Below are 21,075 nucleotides of genomic sequence, written 5' to 3' on the forward strand. Positions count from 1 at the left end.
AAAAATTTGTTTCACAAAACCTGTGTATACTCCTCGTGATACAAGATGCAAAGTCCGGCGATTTTGAAATTTGCCTGTAACATGAGTCGATATGACTCAATTATTACATCTTGAGTCATTACATGTCAAGTTTTAGTAGATATTTTTTAGAGCTTACAATAGCCTATTCTTTTTCAAGAATGAGGTCGTAAAGCTTTCTGTGGAACATACGGTGAAGATAACAGGGGAACATAAAGATCTTTATAGAGGCTCTTTTCGTGACACACCCGACGAAAAAATAATGCGCAAGGCCCTCTGTCTTGCACATGCCGCTGGTGAAAAGGGCGAAATCCCAGTTGGGGCGGTGATTGCCGATGTGAACGGCAAAACAATAGCTGAAGGATTCAACAAAAGGGAGGAAAGCAAGGACCCAACCGATCACGCGGAGATAATTGCTATAAGAAAAGCGAGCCAAATGCTTAAAGACTGGAGATTGTCCGGGCTAACGCTATTCGTAACTATGGAGCCATGCACGATGTGTGCTGGGGCCATTGTTACGTCGCGAATTAGTAGAGTCGTTTTTGGGGCATTCAATAACAAAACAGGTTCAGTCGGTAGCAGGATTGACATTCTGAGAGATGAGATATTAAACACAAATATTGAGGTTGTATCAGGGGTTCTTATTTCAGAGTGTGAAGGTGTTTTGGCAAAGTTTTTTGCAGATTTGAGATAGGTGCTTCCCTTAGGTTTGGAGGGCTGATCTTGTTGAGAATGACCCTAAGGCGTTTATCCATGGAAAACCGAACTTAGGCATAATCTGATACAGCTCACGGAAAGGAAATAGAAGTGCTCCGTTCGTTGCCGCAGAGCAAACCCCTCGATGACCTGATAGGAAGGACTATAGCGGTCATAGGTCTGGGCACTATGGGTGCTGCTATTGCCGAAGGAATTGCTCGCGCACGCAAAGCAATGAACGAAGAAATTCCCCGAGGGCAATTCTATTGCACAAAAAGGGAATACAAATTTGAACGCAATTCGGTTATTACATCTGAATCGGTTGTCCTTTACATTCAGGATGATCCCGACGCAAACATAACGGTCACACAGCGGTCAGATCTTATAATCATTGCAGTAAGGCCTGAACACATTAAGCATGTTCTGAACTCGATAAGTCCTGCATTAGACAGAAAGAAACTAATAGTCAGTCTTGCAAAAGATGTAAATCTTTCCAATCTTGCAGCTATGCTGCCCTCCGGGACTGCGATTGTGCGATGTGCAACAAATTTACCGATTACGGTAAGGCACGGTTTTACCGGACTGTCGTGCAATAAACATGTACTGCCCTCAGATGTAAAGGCCGTATACACGTTATTTGAATTGCTTGGGCGCTGCACAATGCTATCCGAGGAGCATCTAACCATTGTGTCCGCCATCACCGGATTCTATCCTGTGTATATGCTGTACATGCTAACAAAAATAAAAGAAGCGACAGAGAAACTTGGCCTGCCAAGGGATATATCACAAGCCGCGGTTGAGACCGCATGGATCGGATATGCGCAGGTTGTGTTAAAACACAAGACAACAGCAAAGGGCTTGTTACGTCTTATTCCAAGAGGGCCAAGAAGTGCTGTAGTAAAGTGCTTAGATAGAACAGATCTCGGCAGCGTGACATACAAGGTGCTTTTGGCGAGCATTGAGCAAGACAGCGAGCTGCTTGATGGAATCATTGACCAATGATTGACCGGCATGTACGACAATTTATGAAGCCTCTTGACGGGACTTCTCGGGCAGAATATTAAGTTACAGGGTCGCAAAGTCTGCTACCATAGCAAAGCTCGGGAACACGAAAAGGCTTTATGGGATCGGTTGTTAAAAAGCGTCGCAAGCGGATGTCTAAGAAGAAACATCGTAAGCTCTTGCGTAAAACTCGCTGGCAGAGACGGAAGTAGCTAGTGCAGGATCGAGCTTCCGGAGAGATATCGTCGGCTCCAAGAATCCTGTCCGGCTCTGATATCCTATCCTCTCCCTGTTTCACGGATACTAGCACGACAAATCCTGCTGTTCAGGTCTGGATAACTCTTTTGGGCCGCAGAGGGTGCTGCCTGTGCGATGAAGCGCTTTTGGAAGTTGTGTCGGTTATTGAACGTCTAAAGCAGAGCTATATTGTCAGTGAAATGCTTGGCAACGTGGATGACTGGATCAGGGTTGTGCAGCGTGATATCGAAGAAAATCAAGATTTGAAGGCAAGGTTTCATCAGGAAATACCGGTTCTATTCCTGAATGGTCGACAAAACTGCTACTGGAAAGTCAATCGCGAGCGGCTGTTTGCCGATATTCTCAAGGCTATGAAGGCCCAAAAGGCGCTTGATGAGATCCGTATTGAACTTATAAAGGCAACGAGGGGTCCTTCGTCAACAGGACCTAGTAAGAGGAAATTCAAGCGAAAGCGTAAGTGATCTTAAGCCCGCGCTATGCCTCACGGCAAAAGCCTGTTGGGACCCCTAAACAGAAAAGTGCTCTCTTTAATGCTTCCCAAACGCAAGAGTGCCATGATTATCCTTGCAAGCCCAGCACCGAACCCACCGTGGGGTGGCATGCCATAGCGAAAAAAATCGAGATAATACCCAAGCTCTGAGAGATCCAACCCTTTTTCTCGCGCTTGGTCTACTAGGACATCATATCTGTGCTCACGCTGCGCACCGGTGGCTATTTCAATTCCCCTAAACAGAAGGTCATAACTTTTTGTTATATTTTCATTTTCTCGCATATGGTAGAAAGGCCTTACAGAAACCGGATAGTTAGTAACAAATACAAAATCTGACGCGTGATTATCTAATGCCCATTTTCCGACTCGTCGCTCTGCCTCTGGATCAAGATCATGTCTTTGTGAAATATGACCTGACCTGGCAGAGATGTTGAGTGCTTGCTCAAGCGTAACCCGGACGAAGGGACGTTTGGGTGGGCAGAGATTCAAACCAAACACTCCCCTAATTTCCTCTGAGTGCCTCTCCAAAACGTCGCATATAGAATATGTCAAAAGCTCTTCTTGCATATTCATTACATCCTCGTGGCTTTCTATCCAACTGAGCTCGGAGTCGATGCTCGTATATTCAGTTGCATGGCGACTCGTAAAAGATGGGTCAGCACGATAAACAGGTGCAATTTCAAACACCTTGCCAAACCCGGCAGCTTGGGACATTTGTTTGAAAAACTGAGGACTCTGGGCAAGATAACCGATCCTGTCAAAATATTTGAGACTGAATAACTCTGCTCGAGACTCGCTTGATGATGCCATTAGTTTGGGTGTATTGATTTCAATAAAACCATTTCTAACCCACCAAGTACGAAGCGCATGTAAAAAGTATGTCTGGATGCGAAAAATTAAATTATTGCGCTCATTCCTCAGGTCGAGAAAGCGCCAGTCAAGTCTTTTATCAATCGACGAATCGTGGGCAATAGGGCTCGGCAAGGCCGTACTAACAACATCGAGATTGTTGATTTCAACTTCCAGCCCGCGGAGCTTAACGCGTTCATTATGCTTCAGAACACCAGAAGCCCTTACAAAAGATCCGATAGATAGCGATGAAATTTTCTCTGCAATACAGTCGCTCTTACCGCTCCGCACGTATAACAGCTGGAGAGGCGCCCCAGACTCGTCGCGTATTATGACGAACTGAATATTTTTCTGGTCACGCACGGCTTCAACCCACCCGCGCACCTGGACCGCCTGTGAGGACTGATACTGCGATAAATGAGCAATCAAAACACTTGGCATCTCTGAAGACCAACTCGAATTTACTATCTCTCTGTCACACACCTACGAAATACTACCCTAGACTTGTATAAGTGACCATGATTCACTTAGTCCGCCACGCGCAAGTAAACAATCCAACCGGCATTCTGTACGGGAGGCTCCCTAACTATCGCATAACCGAATCTGGTGAATGTGACGCGAGAAGGGTTGCCGATTTTTTTTCTTCACGGAAGGTATCTGCGCTCTACGCATCTCCGCTCCTGAGAACTCAATTGTCTGCAAAACCTATTTCAGAGGCTTTGAATCTGGAGATAAAAACGGACAATAGATTGATTGAGCCGTATAGCTATTTTGAGGGCAAAATCGTCAGTGGTTCAAACAGTGCTCTTCGGTCACCACGCTATTGGCACTTATTACGAAATCCTGTCCGTCCGAGCTGGGGTGAGCCTTACGAGAGTATTCTGTCAAGAATGCTCTCAATTATCTCCGAGGCAAAGGATAGCGAGCATGATGTTGTAATGGTCACCCATCAGCTTCCCATTTGGATAGTGCATTTGCATCAACTTGCAAAGCCGTTATTCCACAATCCGAAGACCCGCAGATGCACAGTTTCCAGTATCACTAGCTTCGAGTATAGAGATGATAGCCTGGTTGAAGCGGGTTATGTCGAGTGTGGATTAAAGTGTGCGACGAATAAATAGCAGGCGTAATGAGTATCGACCTCGGCATCCGGCCAGTTTGTGTCTTTCGGGTAATCCCCGGAATTGTGTCCTGTTTTCTGTATCGCTTCTGTTGGTTCTTTCTTCGGTAATTTTGTCTGGGTGTTTTTATTCCGACACACAGACCCAGACAGACTCTGGTGAATATCTTGCCGGGGTGGTAAAGGTTGTAGCCCCAGAGAATCGTGTCACACGGGTTAAATTCTCCGAAAAGGCTATTGATCCAGATGGACAGGAGAGCACTTATAATTCCGTTTCATACGCAGGAAAGGTGCAAGTAGTAAATTTCTGGTATGCCGCATGCCCTCCGTGTCGTGAAGAGGCGCCAATTCTGGAGGAGGTGTGGAGCGAATTCAAAACTCAAAATGTTCAGTTTATCGGCGTCAATATTCGTGATAATGCAGATGTCATAAAGGCATTTGCGAGAAAATTTAAAATCACTTTTCCATCAATCATAGATGTGCAAAACGCGTCTGTGCGGCTTGCATTTGCTGGGCAAATTCCCCCGAATGGGGTGCCAGTTACGTACGTGCTGGATAAAAAAGGGTTTATAGCAGTCAGAATCCTTGGGAGGATTACTTCAAAGAGTATCCTTACAACCTTGATACGTGATGTGTCAGCTGAGACAGATAAAAAAACCTATGGTACCTGATACTGGCGACATTGAAGTCTATGATGTATGTGTGTTAGGCAAGGAGAATAGAGAATCAACACCCAACGGCAGCGCGCGTTACGCGGAGTCAGAACATCTTTGCTAATTGTTTGGCCGCAAGGTTATAAGAGTGTTGTGATTAGTCAATTTGATTTTACCTTCTGTCTCGCCTCAGCCTCATCAAGCCTGGTATTCACAGAGCGACTTGCAGGAAAGCAGTAAACGTGAATCCGGAAGATATCGCCGTATCCGGCAGTGTGGCTGTTGCCGCCTTTATAGCGGCCCTTGCCGGTCTTCTCTCTCTTGCTTCTCCATGCATCTTGCCTGTTGTGACAGGATACATTGGTGCAATAAGCTCTTCAAATAAACCGATTTCAACAGCGATTTATTTCGCATTTGGAGTCAGTTCCGTTTTTATATCTCTAAACACCTTCAGTGGAGCTACAGGATATTTTCTGGTCAGATACCAAGAAATAATTATCCGCCTATCAGGTGTTGTCATATTCATCATGGGCTTAATTTATATGGGGGTTATCAAAACAAAGTTCTTAATAAAACCTGCCGTGCAGAGAACGAATCCCTTTCTGCTTGGCCTGTTATTCAGCGTTGGCTGGACCCCGTGCATGGGGCCAGTCTTAGTGGCTGTGAATGCGTTATCTCTGTCGGGTAACAATTCTTCCGTTTGGAGGGGTTTTCTACTTGGGGTTTTCTACTGTATTGGTTTGGGCCTAGCGTTTCTGCTGATTGCAACGGGTTGGAATGCACTTAAGTTTTTATATCGCTACACAAAAATAATTAATATTTTTGGCGGACTGCTACTCCTGATAACCGGAATTTTCATGCTGACAGGTGTGTGGGCTATCCTGATGCACTTAATCCAGGAATCATTCGGCTACGATGCTCCGCTCTAGTCTCTGGCTTTGGAGGCAACTCACAAGTATGAGGGTTGCGCTGATTCTGTTGCTAATGCTTGCGTTGGCAGCTGTACCCGGTTCCCTCATACCGCAAACAGACTCTGACCCAAACGGGGTTGCGCGTTTCAAAAAGAACAATCCTGAGCTTATTGGCATAGTAAATTTTCTTCAATTATTCGACGTCTATAGTTCGGTTTGGTTCTCAAGTATATACATTCTGCTTTTTGTGTCGCTTATAGGGTGCATAGTGGCAAGAACGGGGGTGTATATAAAAACCTTAAAGATACCCCCGGGAAAGACTCCGAAACGGCTCGACAGAATGCCCGTCTTTCACCAATACCGGTACACCGTCACACACTCCACAGAATGTCATCGCGGGAGGGCTGAATCCCATGAGTCGGAGTCTCAGGTATGTCATTGTCATCAGACGTCCACCCTAATCCTGGAGATCGCCAAGAAAGTTTTGAAAAAATCCCTGCACAGGGTGTCAGTGTATGGCAATAGCGTTTCTGCTGAAAAAGGGTATTTCAAGGAAGTTGCAAACCTTACCTTTCATATGGCCCTACTATTGCTAGTCATCCTGGTTGGCTTTGGTGGCTTATACGGATTTAGAGGCCAGCGCATAGTAACTGTTGGCAACAGTTTTGCAAACATAATCGGGGACTTTGACACATTGCATCCTGGACGACTATTCGATGGTTCACTACTGCCAAAGTACCGAATGGTACTGGATAAATTTACCGTGCAATATAGCCAAGATACGAGAGATATAAACAAATTTGGCGCCCCGCTTGACTATCAGGCTCATGTTTCAGTTATCTGGCAAAACGGGAATACAGAGAGAAAGATAATAAGAGTAAACGATCCCTTGCGGATCGGTAGTGAAAATATTTATCTCCTTGGTAAGGGATATGCGCCTCGTATACGTGTGCGTAATACCTCAGGTAAAGTCGTTTTCGATGAGCAGGTGCCATTTATCCCCCAGGATAGAAATATGACAAGCCTCGGGGTGATAAAAATACACCAGGGGCTAGCGCAGCAGCTCGGTATGATCGGTTTCTTTTACCCCACACAAGGGGCAAAGACAATGCCGTTTTTCTCGATATATCCAGATTTGACGTATCCAGTTCTGACCCTAAATATCTATGAGGGAAAACTAAGCGAGGGGGACTCCGTATATACCCTTAATACAGATTCGCTAAAAGAAATTGCTGGAGGCAACAGCGGTAAAAAGTCTATAACCCTTATGCCTGGACAGTCAGATAAACTACCGGGCGATCTTGGCAGAATTGAGTTTGTTAACATAGCTCCGGACCCATACGGATATAAAAACTCTGTTGCGCGTTTTGTTGGGCTTGATATTCACTTTGCACCTTTCAATGGATACATATTTCTTGCGGCTCTTTTAGCACTTGGATCGCTCGTTCCGGCGTTATTTATACAAAGACGGAGATTGTGGGTTCGCGTTGCTAACAATGCCGTAGAGATTGCTGGACTAACAAGGGGTGATGAGGCAATTCCAGATAAATTTGTGAAGGCATTTATGGGCAAATTTCTCGCTCAGCTAGAATCAGCAAATGTTAGACTTAGGGGGTCGCATACTGGATAGGTTTTTATGGATTTTGATCGTTATTCCCTGTTTTTTTTGGCCTCTGCTCTCCCTATTTACACCCTTGGCTTTATTGCCTACACTGTCGCGTTTGTCCAGTCGATAGCTGGGGTTTCATCTCATTCCGGTATTGGTAATTCGCCTGATACACGTACGCATAACACCGGTGTGGCTTATGGTGACGCAAATAAGGTAGGCACTCTTGTTAAAGTTGCAAATCTATTTGGCAAGACTCATAAACTGTTTAGAGTCGCAACTGTTCTGAGTTTTATCGGGGTCGTCTTGCACGGCACATCCGTCATTCTAAGAGGTATTGCGGCCGGTAGAGTGCCTTGGGCGAATATGTATGAATTTGCCCTCACGAGCACATTTGTTTGCGTTCTTGTCTTTCTTTCAGTTGCAAGAAAGGTGGATCTCAATTTCCTTGCTCCATTTTTTTTCGGATTAATCGTTATTTTTCTCGGTTCCGGATTGACTCTAGTGTATGTACCGATCTCACCGCTTCCACCAGCTTTACACTCATATTGGCTGATAATACATATACTTGTCGCCATACTTGCAACAGGGTTTTTTATGCTCGGTGCACTTCTGAGTGGGCTGCAACTGTCCAGAAATGTTTTCTTCGCACAGTCTAGGCTCATACCGAATGTGGATTTTCTGGAAAATATAGCATATAAGCTAAACGTAATTGGGTTTGTATTCTGGAGTTTTACACTTGTTGCAGGTGCGATATGGGCAGAAAAGGCCTGGGGAAGATTCTGGGGATGGGACACAAAAGAAATATGGACCTTCATCATCTGGATTCTTTACGCGGCCTACATACACGCCAGGGCAACGGCAGGATGGAGGGGAACTCGTTCCTCTGTGCTCTCCTTGATAGGATTTACAACGATTATATTCAACTTTACAATCGTGAATGTGTTCTTCTCTGGATTACACAGCTACTCTGGCCTATGAAGCAGCCTTGAGACTCTCCTTGAACTTACGTATCATATCTTCCAGAGACTCTGTTGCATAGGAGTTAACAGGAGCTGGATGGGTAACCCAGGTAGGTGTCCAGTCACCCGGTGACCATTTCTTGGTTGGACTACATGGAGCAGCAGCTTCCCTCTTAGGACGCTTATTCTTACCTGTAACATGCAGGTTATATACAGCACCAGCAACGGGGAACTGATACTGACCCTGGGCAACATAGGGATACACAGAACCAACCAGCGCACCATTGGTAGGATTCATGAATAAATAGGCAGGCACTCGATTAGTTCCAGGCTTTGTTGCATAAGACACATATGTTGGAAATGAATAGGTTCCGGTAGGAAGAGGACTAAGACTTACAGTTTGACCACGCGATACTGTCCTATTTATGGTATATGGGGTGTAAAACACACCAACCAGTTCACCTGTTGGTCCGTCATAAGTGGCATACAGATCAGCTGTTGTAAATGGCACATGCCAGGTTGGGTCATAGGCAGGAGCGGCCCATGCAGCTGCGATAGTTCCCTTACTGATTTCAGAGGAAGCAGTAAGGTATGCAGTCATGAGCGGAACAACTGTCGATAATCCTCCAGAGGAGAGATGCACAAATACATTCGTCTGAATACCATTGGTAAGAGGCACTGTAACAGTTATATCCCCAGAGTTAGAGGCATAGAAGGTTGTATCGGTCGTAAAGGATGCCGATAGAGATGAATATGCATTCAGAAGATCACGAAATGTTGCTGAGGACCCGTCAAATATGGCATACATACCACCTGTTGTAAATGGCACATGCCAGGTTGGGTCATAGGCAGGAAGGACCCAGGCAATCCGTATGGTTCCCTTGCTTGGGGTTGTTGTAAAGAATGCACCGATGGTGGGGAAGGTATAGGTGAATGTGCCAGATACAAGATATACAAATACATCCGTCTGAATACCATTGGTAAGAGGCACATTAAGGTCAATGGAAGACAAAGGTGCTGTTATCCAAACCGTAGTGGAGAACCCAACTGTCTTGGATGATGTTGGGAAGTATGCACCACCACGCAGGAGAGGTTTTGTGTCAAAGGTTTTTCCTGTTATAGCACTAAAGGATTTCTTTGTTGGACTCTCTAACTGTGACTTAAACTTACGTATCATATCTTCCAGAGACTCTGTTGCGTAGGAGTCAACAGGAGTTGGATGGGTAACCCAGGTAGGTGTCCAGTCACCCGGTGACCATTTCTTGGTTGGACCACATGGAGAGGGAGGAATGGGTGCTGTGGTGTCAGGAGGAACAGACCAGGTGTATGAGGATGATATATAAGAGGAAGCCTTCCAGCTTGGATTTGTCACACGAATGGCCATATCCTCTAGAGATTCTGTTGCATAGGTAGGGGAATAGGTCTGAGCAGCACAGACACCAGTATTAGTCACAGGTGTCACATCTCTCTTGCGGGGCTTCTTAGGAGGATCAAGATGAATTTGTCTATATTGTGTATCTATTGCATAGGTGATATGGGTGGTTGTGTCTCTGTTTATGGCTATGGCTGTTATGGGAGATGTTGGTAGGGATGAGAGATGTATCTGTCCGGTGTATCTATCTATGGTTATGTCTTTGTTTGGGTGTGTTAGAGAGAAGGTGTATCTGGAGTTTCTGAGTGATGGTATGTCTGAGAGATATGTGTTATCTATCTGTTTGTGTATGGGAACAGTTATCTTTGGTTTCTCTGTTACATGTATGTCAAAGAAGAAGATGTTACGGGTTGTTAGGAGAGCTATGAGATTGGTTGTTGTCTTTGTTATGGAGATTACTTTCTCATCTCCGTATGGGGTTGCTATGTCTGTATGAGGGAAGGTTAGGAAAGATGATGGATCTGCTTTCTTATCTGTGTAATAGAGAGATATATGTGTGTTGGTTATATATGGGACATATAGGTATGAGGATGTATCTGTGTATGGGACATATATATGTGTCTGTGGTTGGGGTAAGAGAGATGGGGTGCAGGACAGGGTTTGTTTTGTACTGCTTGTAACAGGATCTATTAGGAGAGATACATTTGTGTTAGTTGTTACACATACTTCTTGTGTATTTGTATTACTTACTCTTGTGTATTTGGTATTAGATGAAACAGATGTAGATGAAACAGATGATAGGAGGGATAGAGCAGGAGGTGTCTGTCTGGCAAAGGCTGTTTCATATTGTAGGGATGATAGGAGGAGAAGAAGGGCCACGCGGGCCAAAACGCGACAAGGTGTCACCGAGCCTAGTATCTTTCCATTCATCAATTTAACTAATCACCCCATTCCCTCTTAAATAACCGGTGACAAGCATAGCAAACCTCATTGCATGACGCAATCCATAAATACTAGAACACCAGTGTTACCCGTGTCTTGTCCTCAACAGAGTTCTATTGCTCACAATCATTGACATGATACTCGTTACAGTGTATGTGAGAACGAACACTGATCCCATAACCAAGACAATCACCGATCCCGGTGGTAAGTCAAATGTGTAGCTTATGTAAACACCAGCTACAGAAGTTGTAACAGCCATGACGGGAGATATGATAAACATTCTTGATATTTTTCTGCTAAGCAGACTTGCCGAGACGCCCGGTATGACCAACATAGCAACAACAAGAACCACACCGACTTGCTGCTGGATAGGCATAGCTTTTCCAGTCATAACATGCATCTAAAACTTCATACTGCAGAGTAAAAAGCACTGGGAGTAAAAAGCACTGTAGGCATTAACAAGTGTTGTTACTGCGGTGGGACGGTGCCGGGTGGGACGGTGCCGGGTGGGAAGCGGTGGCAAATGTGACCTGCAAGGGTGACTGGCAAAGCTGATAAGGGTGGCAGCAATAAACTGCAACAGCACCAAGGAGACCTTGGCTTGTTGTGTTGTGGACTGGAGTGCAAGTGTGAGAGAACCAAGTGTATATGGCTTGATTCTAGGAAGCTGAGTTTGGCTGGTAGGTAGGTGAAGAAGTTCTTTAGAGAGGTTAGAACAGATTTTTGAAAGTTATTTACAGCACCGGTTACAGTTTTTATCTGCTCATTAACAGACTTGAGAGGGTGGTCTGGTTCTGGTGATTTTGGCGTATCTCGTTTGACGCGCGTTTTGCCGCTGGTGTTACCGGTTGCATTGGTGGTTGAAGAAGGGGCTTCAGAGCGACTACCGAATAATTTTCTGAATGGCCATGTTATGCCATGCCATATCCATTTAAATGGCGCAGCTATACCACTACCTACTTTTGACCAGAATCCCCCTCCTTTACTCTCTGTAGGTGTTGAAAGACACCTCTCTAACATTGATTGCCATTCTGGCAATACGCCAAAGCCGTGATGGCATATCTTTGCCTGTTGCAATATGAGCTGGACTGCAGATTCTCTGTCTTGCGTCTGAACCAGATACATGCCCTAGAGACAAGGCGTGTGCTTTGTGTATGCTACGAATGGCTATTGCAATATTTGGACTACAAGCCATAAAAGCAGGGGTAATGCCTGGATAGTCCTTTCCCTAAACCCACTTTAAGCCCGCGAAAATAATTTCAGGAACCCGGATCTTCAATGACTACTTCTCGCACGTCCGTCGATTGAGTGGCCTATGCCTCAACTTATTGCGTGCATTACAATGCATCCGAAAAGAAGGGGACTGACCATATCTCGCAAGATTCGAAAGTAAATTATCCGAACTAGACCGACAGTGCTATCCTGCCTGTAGGGCTGTGCAATCCGGATATGGGGGCTTATGGGTTTTTATATTACAACCCCGGTGTTTTATGTAAATGATATCCCTCACATAGGTCATGCGTATACATTAGTCGTTTCCGACGTTTTCGCGCGATGGCAACGACAGAGCGGAAAAGACACATTTTTTCTCTCAGGGACAGATGAGCACGGATTGAAAGTGCTGCGTGCTGCAGAAGAGAAGAACATGACCCCACAGGGATGGGCTGACCTGATGCTGAAAACTGCCTGGAAGCCACTCCTCGACCTAATGCACATTTCAAATGATGATTTTGTTCGCACAACGGAATCAAGGCATCGGGAGCGTGTTAAATGGTTTATAAATAGACTCAGAGAAAATCAATACATCTACAGCGGACAGTACAGCGGATACTATTGTGTCAGTTGCGAAGAATTCAAAACCGTTTCACAAAGTGCGCTGCCTAATGATGAGTCAGTTAATGGTACGCTCGGCAAAGACCCTCGTACATGCAGCCTGCCGCAGGGTGAAGAACAAAATTATTTCTGCGAAGTGCACGGGTGCCAGCTCGAGCACTTCACCGAAAAGAACTATTTCTTTAGGTTGAGCGCATTTACAGACAGATTACTTGATCTTTATAAGAAAAATCCGGACTTTATAGAACCCAAGTCTGCATATAACGAAGTAGTACAGTTTGTAAAGAATGGAGTATCTGACCTCTCGATATCCAGGTCAAGTTTTACTTGGGGCATTGAGGTGCCCTGGGATGAGGGGCATGTGGTCTATGTTTGGTTCGACGCATTGATTAACTATCTGACACCCGTAATGTCTGCTAAGGAAGAGCTTCCGATCGATGGTACCACCCCTGGGGGTGCAGAATTTTGCACACACTCCAATCTGAATACACTTGAATCAAGTATTCCAGGACCTGGAGGATCAGCAGAAAGCGATAGGCTATCCCATACTTTAAGTACCAGTGCCGACAATGCAGCTTTGACCTCTCCGTTCAAAAAATACTGGCCAGCTAGCCATATAATCGGTAAAGACATATTGAGATTCCATGCCGTCATATGGCCTGCTATGCTGATGGCCGCAGGACTGCCTGTGCCGGAGAAAATATTTGCTCATGGTTGGCTGTTAGTTGACGGGCAGAAGATGTCAAAGTCAAAGCTGACAGGTATTAAGCCGCAAGATTTAACAGATATTTTTGGCGTTGACGCAGTGAGATACTATTTTTTGAGACAGCCTGTTTTTGGGCAGGATTATTCATTCAGCATTGAGAGTATTGCAGCCTGCTACAACTCGGAGCTAGCAGATGGCTACGGGAATCTTGCCTGTCGACTAAGTTCCATGTACACCACATATCTGAATGGGCGCGTTATCGTGCCAAAGATTTATTCTGAAGAAGACGAATCTTTGCTGCAGGCTTGTAAAGATGTGTCAGATAGGGCCTGTAAAGCAATAGATGAACTCATTCCACACATCGCTATGGCTGAAATCTGGTCTCTTGCAGTCCGTGCAAATACATATACAACCAGGCAACAACCCTGGAGTTTACACAAAAAGCAGGATGATGAGCGCCTAGCTTGCGTTCTTTACACAGCCCTCCGGGCTCTTTCAACTATCACAATTTTACTCTCCCCCATCATGCCTCGGATAACGAACAAGCTATGGAGTGCATTTGGAGCAGATGGCGGTGTTAGTCAGCAAAATATACGCTCCGCCTGGGGCGGGAAATTGTCAGACAAGGTAAGTCTGATACCTCCTATGTTTCCAAAAATCACCATCTCATAGACGTTCATATACGTATTCGTATAACAGACACTAATACATATACATGGTCTCTCTATGACTCTGGTAGCACTGAGGGCACAGGTATCATTCCTGCAGATAGTACTCTGCCCAGGGGTCTTAGTCTGGATAAAAGCACAGGTAAGATAACAGGAACTATAGATTCTTCTGTTGAGTATGGAACATACACCTTTAGGCTAAGGGCAACCAATGCAACAGGTGGCTATGGTGTAGCAGATATATCACTGATATATGTAACAAAGCCACACACCACACCAATCAGTCCTGTTACTAATCCTGTATATGCAGCACCTGGTGGGCGTGTCAGCATACCTCAGTTGGATGGAAAGGGTGGATTCAAATACACTCTCGTAGATGCCCGTAACCAGGCAGAGACAGTAAAGAAGAGTGACGGACCTGTTCAGTTTGGGTTACCAACAGGCCTAAGCCTGAATCCTGAAACAGGATATGTGAGTGGCACTGTCGGAAAGAGTAAATCAGCCCACGAGCCAGCCTACACAAAGAGGAGGAACCTCAAGAATTCACTAACGGCAACCCCAAGAAAGGAAGGGAGCTGGGGTTCAGCAGGAGCATTGGTGGTTGAAGAAGGGGCTTCAGAGCGACTACCGAATAATTTTCTGAATGGCCATGTTATGCCATGCCATATCCATTTAAATGGCGCAGCTATACCACTACCTACTTTTGACCAGAATCCCCCTCCTTTACTCTCTGTAGGTGTTTTTTCTTCTTTAGGTTTTTCTGTGGGTTTGGCAGATTGGGTGTGTGATGGTGGTGGTGTTGTGTCTTTTAGGGTTAGTCGGTAGAGCTGTTGTCCATAGGTGCTCTCTACTAGGAATGTGTAGACACCTGGAGAGGAGCCATAGACCGAACCTGTTAGTGATCCATCTGCACGTCCCAGGAGTAGGCCGAGTGGGACTCTGTTGGGTCCTGGTGTTGCACTATAGGTAGCTGTTGATGACAGGCTGTAGGTTCCCTCTTGTGTTGGTGGAAAGAAGATTACGGGGGAGGTTGACTGGTATATACCAGCTATCTTTACCAGATTCACTGTGGCATCTATTCCAGGGGCACCTATTGTTATTGTGTATAGCCTTGATCCCAGGTATTTGCCTGACTGAGTTGAGATATCAACTGTAAATGTGTAGACACCATTTTGTATGCCAGTCTTGAAGAATCCAGCCACACGTCCTGTTGGTCCTGCTATACCTAGGCCTGCGGGGACTCTGTTGGGTCCTGGTGTTGTTGATGATGATGTTCCACGGGCAAAGGCAAAGGTTAGAGTTTCCTTTAGGGATTCTTCTGGGGTTTTGTCAAACAGGGCATTGACGTCATTTACATCTGCCGATAGTGGGGAAACAGATGAGACTGTTAGGGTTGCGGTAGATGGTGCAGAGGTGTATAGGGGTTGACCGTAATACCTGGTTGTGTATGGCAGGCTGTAGATGCCTGGGGGTTGTGTTATTGCCTTTGAGGTAACAGACCCATCTGCACCAACGACTATGCCATACTCCTTCGGCAGGCCACTTAGTGTGATTCCTGAAGGAATAGCTATTTCATCTGTTATCTGATCACCCTGTAGGGCAGAGAGGGTAACAGGTGGTAGGACAGCAAGGGTGTATAGATAGGAGGACCTTCTACCACGTGGGCCAAAGGAAAGAGTGAATGTATAGATCCCGGGTTGAACACCTGAGAGTGGGTTCAGGGTCTTTAGGGAACCTGTTGATGGATCCAGGAAGACACCACGTGGGACTCTGTTGGGTCCTGGTGTTGTTGACCAGGCAGCATTCACAAAGGAAAAGTCTGATCCTCCATCATCCTGACCTGATGGGAGGCTGACCTGTGTTCCTAGCGTAACAGCAGCAGAGAAGGGTTTTGTTCCAAATACATCTGTTACAGAGACAGAGTACATAACAGTTGTGATACGTGATCCTCTTGCTGAGAAGACATCAACACCAAAGGTGTATAGACCAGCTGCTACTGTTCTGCCTACTGTGCCAGTTATGTTACCAGTTGTCCTGTCAAGGGTAATTCCGCGTGGGATTCTTCCCTGTCCGGCTACTACAGAGGAATAGGAAGAAGATGATAATGCATAGGTGTATCCGGTTGTATTTGTATCTTTATTTACAGGAACGGGGCGCCCGGCTACTACAGAGTAGTTTCTGCTCTCAATAGCTGAGACAAGGAGAGTAACCTGCAAGGTGACAGGTGAGGTGCCTTGGGAGCCTGTTGCTGTAATGCCAAAGGTGTATCTCCCCGCCTCTACATCTGTGCCAAGGGTGCCTTGGACAAGACCTGTATCAGGGTTTATACCTAGGCCTGCGGGGACTCTGTTGGGTCCTGGTGTTATGGATGATGATGTTCCATTGGCAAAGGCAAAGGTTTGACCTCCTGCTATATGTGGGAAGAACGAGACAGATGCACCCTGCTTTGTCACAACAAGCTGTGTTGGGGAAAGCAGGGTTGCCTGCCCTTCAACACGTATCTTTACCAGAACAGTTCTTCTGGCACCAACAGGTATCTGCTCTCCTGTTGCCTGGAAGACATCGATATGTGCTGCGTATTCGCCGGCTTCAACACGGGGATCAACTACGCCCTGTATTGCACCGAGGCCATCGGATGTTTTAGATGAGGATGTCAGGGATGGCTTTGTAATGGTAAGGCCAAGGGGGAGTCTCCCGTCACCCGGTTTTAGAGATGGAACAGCGCCTGAGCCTGCGGTAATCGTTAGCTTGCGTGCCTGATCAAGATCAGTTGGGACCTTGGGAGTTATGGAGACCTGTTGTCCGGGCTTTACAAGGTGGTTTTCAGGATACTCTACTGCATCTAATTCAAAGACAGTTATCTCAACTCTTAGAGATGAGACATATTGTTCATTGTCTAGAGCAACCCGATCGAATGAATAAAGGCCTGGCTTAACAGACTTATCAACATTACCGATAAGAGCACCTTCAGAGCTGTATAGGACAAGGCCTAGAGGAACAGTATTTTCACCCGGAGTTGTGCCCTGGACTGTATCTCTACCAAAGGTCCATGTATAGGAAGGGTATTTCCTGGAGAGATCCAGATAAACAGAGAACCTGTCCTTTAGAGGCTCTCTCCCGGTTGTATGGGGTGTGTAACCGGCAACAACAGAGTATGTTGTGGTTGGAAATGGCGGTGGGGTCTTTACCGTTAGATGATATAGGGCCTCAGTTGAGACACCATCTGTTGTGGCAAGAACTCTGAATGTATAGGAACCGGGATTAGCAGATGAGACAGAGCCTGTTAGGGTGCCTGTTGATTGATCTATAGAAAGACCCTGTGGATATCTATTGACACCCGGATCGATACTGGATGATCCTGATAGGGAGAAGGTTGTGCCAGTCCCCGCATTGAGCAGGTTAGCCGGGATGGTAACGTGATGAGACTTATACACGGGTCCATCTACTGACTCAAGAACAGGACGTGTTGTAACTGTCAGTGCATAATAAATGGTCTCTGATGAGCCGGGGAAGCGACCTGTATCCAGGCTGTCAGCAGACACCTTCACACCAAAGACATATGTCCCGGGGAGAACGGTTTTTCCGACAGTGCCACTCACATATCCTGTTTCAGGATTCAGGCTTAGGCCTGTTGGTAACCCAAACTGAACAGGTCCGTCACTCTTCTTTACTGTCTCTGCCTGGTTACGGGCATCTACGAGAGTGTATTTGAATCCACCCTTTCCATCCAACTGAGGTATGCTGACACGCCCACCAGGTGCTGCATATACAGGATTAGTAACAGGACTGATTGGTGTGGTGTGTGGCTTTGTTACATATATCAGTGATATATCTGCTACACCATAGCCACCTGTTGCATTGGTTGCCCTTAGCCTAAAGGTGTATGTTCCATACTCAACAGAAGAATCTATAGTTCCTGTTATCTTACCTGTGCTTTTATCCAGACTAAGACCCCTGGGCAGAGTACTATCTGCAGGAATGATACCTGTGCCCTCAGTGCTACCAGAGTCATAGAGAGACCATGTATATGTATTAGTGTCTGTTGCGGTTGGGGTTATAGGTAGGCCTGAAAAGTCCTGACCGTCTAGGGTCTTGACCTTGACAGGATTAGTATCACCTTTGTAATAGACAAGATTCTTGGGTGTGATAATAGGATCACCCTGTGTTACATATATCTCTACTACAGCAGAAACAGATTTCTTATTCTTATCATCCCCATAGGTGAGTGTTAGGGGGAAGCTATACACGCCTGTTTTGACAGTCTTATCTATTACGCCGTATATGGTTCCTGTCTCAGGACTCAGATGTAAACCCTTGGGCAGTTTATCGTGTGTGTCAGGTGATGTTGCACCTTCTTCGGGTTTCTTTTTCTTACTCTTGGTATCTGGTTCACCTATGGAATAAGTGCCGGCAGTGGTAAGACCGGTAACTGATGGAGGTAGAACAATTGTTCCGCCCTGGGATGTCGTAACGGTCTGTTTACCGAGAGATACGGGCAGGTGGGTTATCTTATAGGTTAGGTCGATAGAGCTCTTGCTGTGTCTGGTGCTTATGGTAACTGTGAACTGTGAGACACCTGTGGCACCTAAGAGTCTGCCTGTCAGCCTTCCCTCATGGCCTAGACTGAGACCTGCGGGAAGTGTACTGCCACTCTTTAGGGTGTATATAACAGTTTCACCATCTACACCTGTTAGGGCAGGAGGGGACACATAGATAGGGTCAGAGGGTTGGCCCTCTTGGTGATAAACAGAGATATTCTGTGTCTCAAGTTCTGCACGAGCCTTATCCTTGAGAGCAAGTTTTGTTACTACTACGACAAGAACAACAGTTTTTGTTACACCCCCGCTTGTTACTGATAGACGGGTTAGGTATCTTCCCGGTGCAACAGATCCATCAGGCTTACCTGTTAGATGTACTGATCTGGCAGATGCTGTAGAGGATTCACCTGTGCCTGAGACAGAAAGACTTAGCCCTTTGGGAAGACTATTAGATCCTGGTGTTGTTGCATTCTGATTTGTTCCCTGCGGAAGAGAGACTGTAACATCTGTGCCACCGACTATACCTGTTAGAACACCTGTTGTCTTATCCAGGGTCTGGTCTGTGCTGACATATACGGTAGAGTTACCTGCTACAAAGGGTTGCTCTACTCGGAGAGTATATGTAACCTCTGTTTTTTCTCCGCCGAGAGAAACTGCAATAACTCTGAATGAGTATGTGCCAGAAGCGGGTATCTCATCACCCGTTGAAGCAACAGTGCCAGATATGGTACCTGTATTGGGATTAAGACTTAGCCCTTTGGGAAGACTATTAGATCCTGGTGTTGTTGCATTCTGATTTGTTCCGTCTGCCAGGCGATAGTAAGAGACACTGGTTGGTTGAGAGAGGGGGTTATCTTGATTACCAGACGCAGGGGATAGGCTATAGGCAACACCTGCCACAACATGTGTTCTGTTCTTATCCAGTGGGTCAGATGGAATCGGACGACCAACGAAGCTTACATGCTCACCAACAGTTACGGGTGCATCAAAATAGGCAGACTGGCCCAGCTGATTCTTAGCCTCTACAACCACCCTGTATACACCCTCTGGTGGAACAGGATATAGACGATTACCGGAATCAATATTGCCACGCAGAGCACCTGTAAAGGGATCGATGGAAAGGGCATCAAGGCCATATGGCTTAGTCCTGATGGAGAATTTGAGGGCCTGGGAATCCAGGTTAGTTGGTATAGCAGAGGTTATTGTGCCTGTGCTTGAGTCTATGGTTGTTGTTCCATAGGTAACACGTGGTGGTGTTACTACAGAGATAACTATGGTGGCTATGGCCTGAGAGGGTTTGAGATCAAATAGTTTGGCAAGTTCTCCATAGTTCTGATGGGTGCGTACTGTTAGGGGGTATGTGTGGGCCTGCTGGGTCTTTGAGACAGTACCTGAGATTCTCCCTGTTGTGGAGTTAAAGGAAAGTCCACTGGGTAGAGTGTATTTACCTTCTTCTATCTCTTGGCCGGGCTTTTTATCAGGCTTTTGGTCGGTTAGGGTGTATGTAACATCTGGACCACCCAGGGTTCTGCCGGGAAAGGGGCGCTGGTCATATGAGACCTGTGAGCCGGGGCCAACAGATATATCAGCAGAGTCAAGGGTGGGATGTTCCTGGACTATCATCTCCACTACTGCAACAATGTCATTTATTGTTGCGGTTGATCTCTTTGTGGAGTCCACTAGACCAAAGGTGTAATATCCGGGTGCGGCTGTAACAGTGCCACCTAGAATACCCTGTACGGGGTTGACGAGTTGTAGACCCTGAGGAATGCTCAGTTGATTGTTATGCACGCAGTCCACACCACGACATGCAGGTGGTCTTTGGGAAACGGTACCAAAGAGAGATAAACCGCCTGAGTATTGGGTCTTTAGAGCAGATGTTAGGGATGCTTCACCGCGTGTAACAAGGGTTACCGCATACTCATCATATACATGGAAGGTATATGATGCAGAGAGCACTGTGGATGAATCAGCTGACTTATATTCGGCAGTGGCTGTATATGTCCCAGATACGTCACTGGTTAGGCTTCCCGGACTGACCTTTAGCCATCCTTTGTGATCACCTGAGTTCAGAAAGCTAACAGCTGATGGATATTTACCGGTGGCTGGTGTCGTAGATGAGGAGGAGGTAAAGGATATGGTTCCTGTTATCTTGTCTGGTCCTGCATATGTTTTTACGTATACATCTGTGCCAGATACATGTGTGGGTAGGTGGGTTTTCTCTGTGAAGTATGCTGCAAAGGCCTTTGCCTGTTCAGTGGTTGATATGTGCTTGGGGAGCCATATATCACGTCCCGGTAGGTCTACAGGTTGCTGGCTTGCCTCTTTAGTTTGCTCAGCAGCGTGTGTGTATGTCTGTGGGTTTATGTATGACAAAAGCAGACCGCCGGGCACATGCAGGGCACACAATACGCAGGACACACAGTAGCCATATGCACACCACCTATGGCG

The 21,075-nt window shown here is 46.1% G+C and carries 16 protein-coding genes and 1 pseudogene; 11 read left to right on the forward strand and 6 right to left on the reverse strand.

Annotated elements, in window-relative coordinates; all coding sequences use genetic code 11:
* Positions 1 to 211 precede the first annotated feature (211 nt).
* From tadA to TWT_RS04215, 4 genes are all read left to right on the forward strand, one after another.
* Positions 212 to 712: a tRNA adenosine(34) deaminase TadA gene (tadA, locus tag TWT_RS04205; protein ID WP_230440504.1), complete on the forward strand. Its 501-nt coding sequence runs from the start codon at positions 212 to 214 to the stop codon at positions 710 to 712.
* A gap of 113 nt (positions 713 to 825) precedes the next feature.
* On the forward strand, positions 826 to 1,716 hold the full coding sequence (locus tag TWT_RS04210) for a pyrroline-5-carboxylate reductase family protein (RefSeq protein ID WP_011096701.1): 891 nt from the start codon (positions 826 to 828) through the stop codon (positions 1,714 to 1,716).
* A gap of 119 nt (positions 1,717 to 1,835) precedes the next feature.
* Positions 1,836 to 1,928, forward strand: coding sequence for a 30S ribosomal protein bS22 (locus TWT_RS04715; protein ID WP_080502108.1), 93 nt, complete (start codon positions 1,836 to 1,838; stop codon positions 1,926 to 1,928).
* A gap of 3 nt (positions 1,929 to 1,931) precedes the next feature.
* The gene (locus TWT_RS04215; RefSeq protein WP_011102765.1) at positions 1,932 to 2,435 is read left to right on the forward strand and encodes a glutaredoxin family protein; all 504 of its coding nucleotides are present in this window, start codon (positions 1,932 to 1,934) and stop codon (positions 2,433 to 2,435) included.
* 20 nt (positions 2,436 to 2,455) lie between these two features.
* Here the strand turns inward: TWT_RS04215 and aspS are convergent, their stop codons facing one another.
* Positions 2,456 to 3,754: an aspartate--tRNA(Asn) ligase gene (gene aspS, locus TWT_RS04220; RefSeq protein ID WP_033800126.1), complete on the reverse strand. Its 1,299-nt coding sequence runs from the start codon at positions 3,752 to 3,754 to the stop codon at positions 2,456 to 2,458.
* Between the two features lie 77 nt (positions 3,755 to 3,831).
* Between aspS and TWT_RS04225 the strand changes: the two genes are divergently transcribed.
* From TWT_RS04225 to ccsB, 5 genes are all read left to right on the forward strand, one after another.
* Positions 3,832 to 4,434 (forward strand): histidine phosphatase family protein, encoded by a 603-nt coding sequence (locus TWT_RS04225; protein ID WP_033800031.1) that lies wholly within the window; start codon positions 3,832 to 3,834, stop codon positions 4,432 to 4,434.
* A complete protein-coding gene (locus tag TWT_RS04230; RefSeq protein ID WP_011102767.1) occupies positions 4,418 to 5,104 on the forward strand; it encodes a TlpA family protein disulfide reductase in 687 nt (228 codons plus the stop codon). The genes TWT_RS04225 and TWT_RS04230 overlap by 17 nt, the downstream gene beginning before the upstream one ends.
* A 224-nt stretch (positions 5,105 to 5,328) precedes the next feature.
* Complete coding sequence (locus TWT_RS04235) at positions 5,329 to 6,015, forward strand: cytochrome c biogenesis CcdA family protein (protein ID WP_011096706.1); 687 nt, start codon at positions 5,329 to 5,331, stop codon at positions 6,013 to 6,015.
* A gap of 28 nt (positions 6,016 to 6,043) precedes the next feature.
* Complete coding sequence (locus TWT_RS04240; protein ID WP_155105151.1) at positions 6,044 to 7,627, forward strand: cytochrome c biogenesis protein ResB; 1,584 nt, start codon at positions 6,044 to 6,046, stop codon at positions 7,625 to 7,627.
* Positions 7,628 to 7,633: 6 nt separating this feature from the next.
* Complete coding sequence (gene ccsB / locus TWT_RS04245; RefSeq protein ID WP_011102769.1) at positions 7,634 to 8,584, forward strand: c-type cytochrome biogenesis protein CcsB; 951 nt, start codon at positions 7,634 to 7,636, stop codon at positions 8,582 to 8,584.
* Here ccsB and TWT_RS04720 read toward each other — a convergent pair.
* The 4 genes from TWT_RS04720 to TWT_RS05030 all read right to left on the reverse strand — a co-directional run bounded on the left by TWT_RS04720 (position 8,579) and on the right by TWT_RS05030 (position 12,074).
* Complete coding sequence (locus TWT_RS04720) at positions 8,579 to 10,867, reverse strand: WND domain-containing WiSP protein (protein ID WP_080502106.1); 2,289 nt, start codon at positions 10,865 to 10,867, stop codon at positions 8,579 to 8,581. The genes ccsB and TWT_RS04720 overlap by 6 nt on opposite strands.
* A 97-nt stretch (positions 10,868 to 10,964) precedes the next feature.
* Positions 10,965 to 11,270, reverse strand: a complete 306-nt coding sequence (locus TWT_RS04255; RefSeq protein WP_237696844.1) for a metal ABC transporter permease — start codon at positions 11,268 to 11,270, stop codon at positions 10,965 to 10,967.
* Positions 11,271 to 11,347: 77 nt separating this feature from the next.
* On the reverse strand, positions 11,348 to 11,899 hold the full coding sequence (locus tag TWT_RS04260; protein ID WP_166806563.1) for a hypothetical protein: 552 nt from the start codon (positions 11,897 to 11,899) through the stop codon (positions 11,348 to 11,350).
* A complete protein-coding gene (locus TWT_RS05030; protein WP_038106154.1) occupies positions 11,862 to 12,074 on the reverse strand; it encodes a hypothetical protein in 213 nt (70 codons plus the stop codon). Before TWT_RS05030 ends, TWT_RS04260 begins: the two co-directional genes overlap by 38 nt.
* Before the next feature lie 264 nt (positions 12,075 to 12,338).
* On the opposite strand from TWT_RS05030, the gene TWT_RS04265 reads away from it, so the two are divergent.
* Positions 12,339 to 14,090, forward strand: coding sequence for a methionine--tRNA ligase (locus tag TWT_RS04265; protein WP_011102771.1), 1,752 nt, complete (start codon positions 12,339 to 12,341; stop codon positions 14,088 to 14,090).
* Positions 14,091 to 14,110: 20 nt separating this feature from the next.
* Positions 14,111 to 14,584, forward strand: a pseudogene (locus TWT_RS04725) (putative Ig domain-containing protein); the annotation flags it as partial.
* A 17-nt stretch (positions 14,585 to 14,601) separates the two neighbouring features.
* Here the strand turns inward: TWT_RS04725 and TWT_RS04270 are convergent.
* Entirely contained in the window at positions 14,602 to 21,018 is a 6,417-nt protein-coding gene (locus TWT_RS04270) for a putative Ig domain-containing protein (RefSeq protein ID WP_237696845.1), read from the reverse strand.
* Positions 21,019 to 21,075 lie beyond the last annotated feature (57 nt).

Source organism: Tropheryma whipplei str. Twist (assembly GCF_000007485.1).
GTDB lineage: Bacteria > Actinomycetota > Actinomycetes > Actinomycetales > Microbacteriaceae > Tropheryma > Tropheryma whipplei.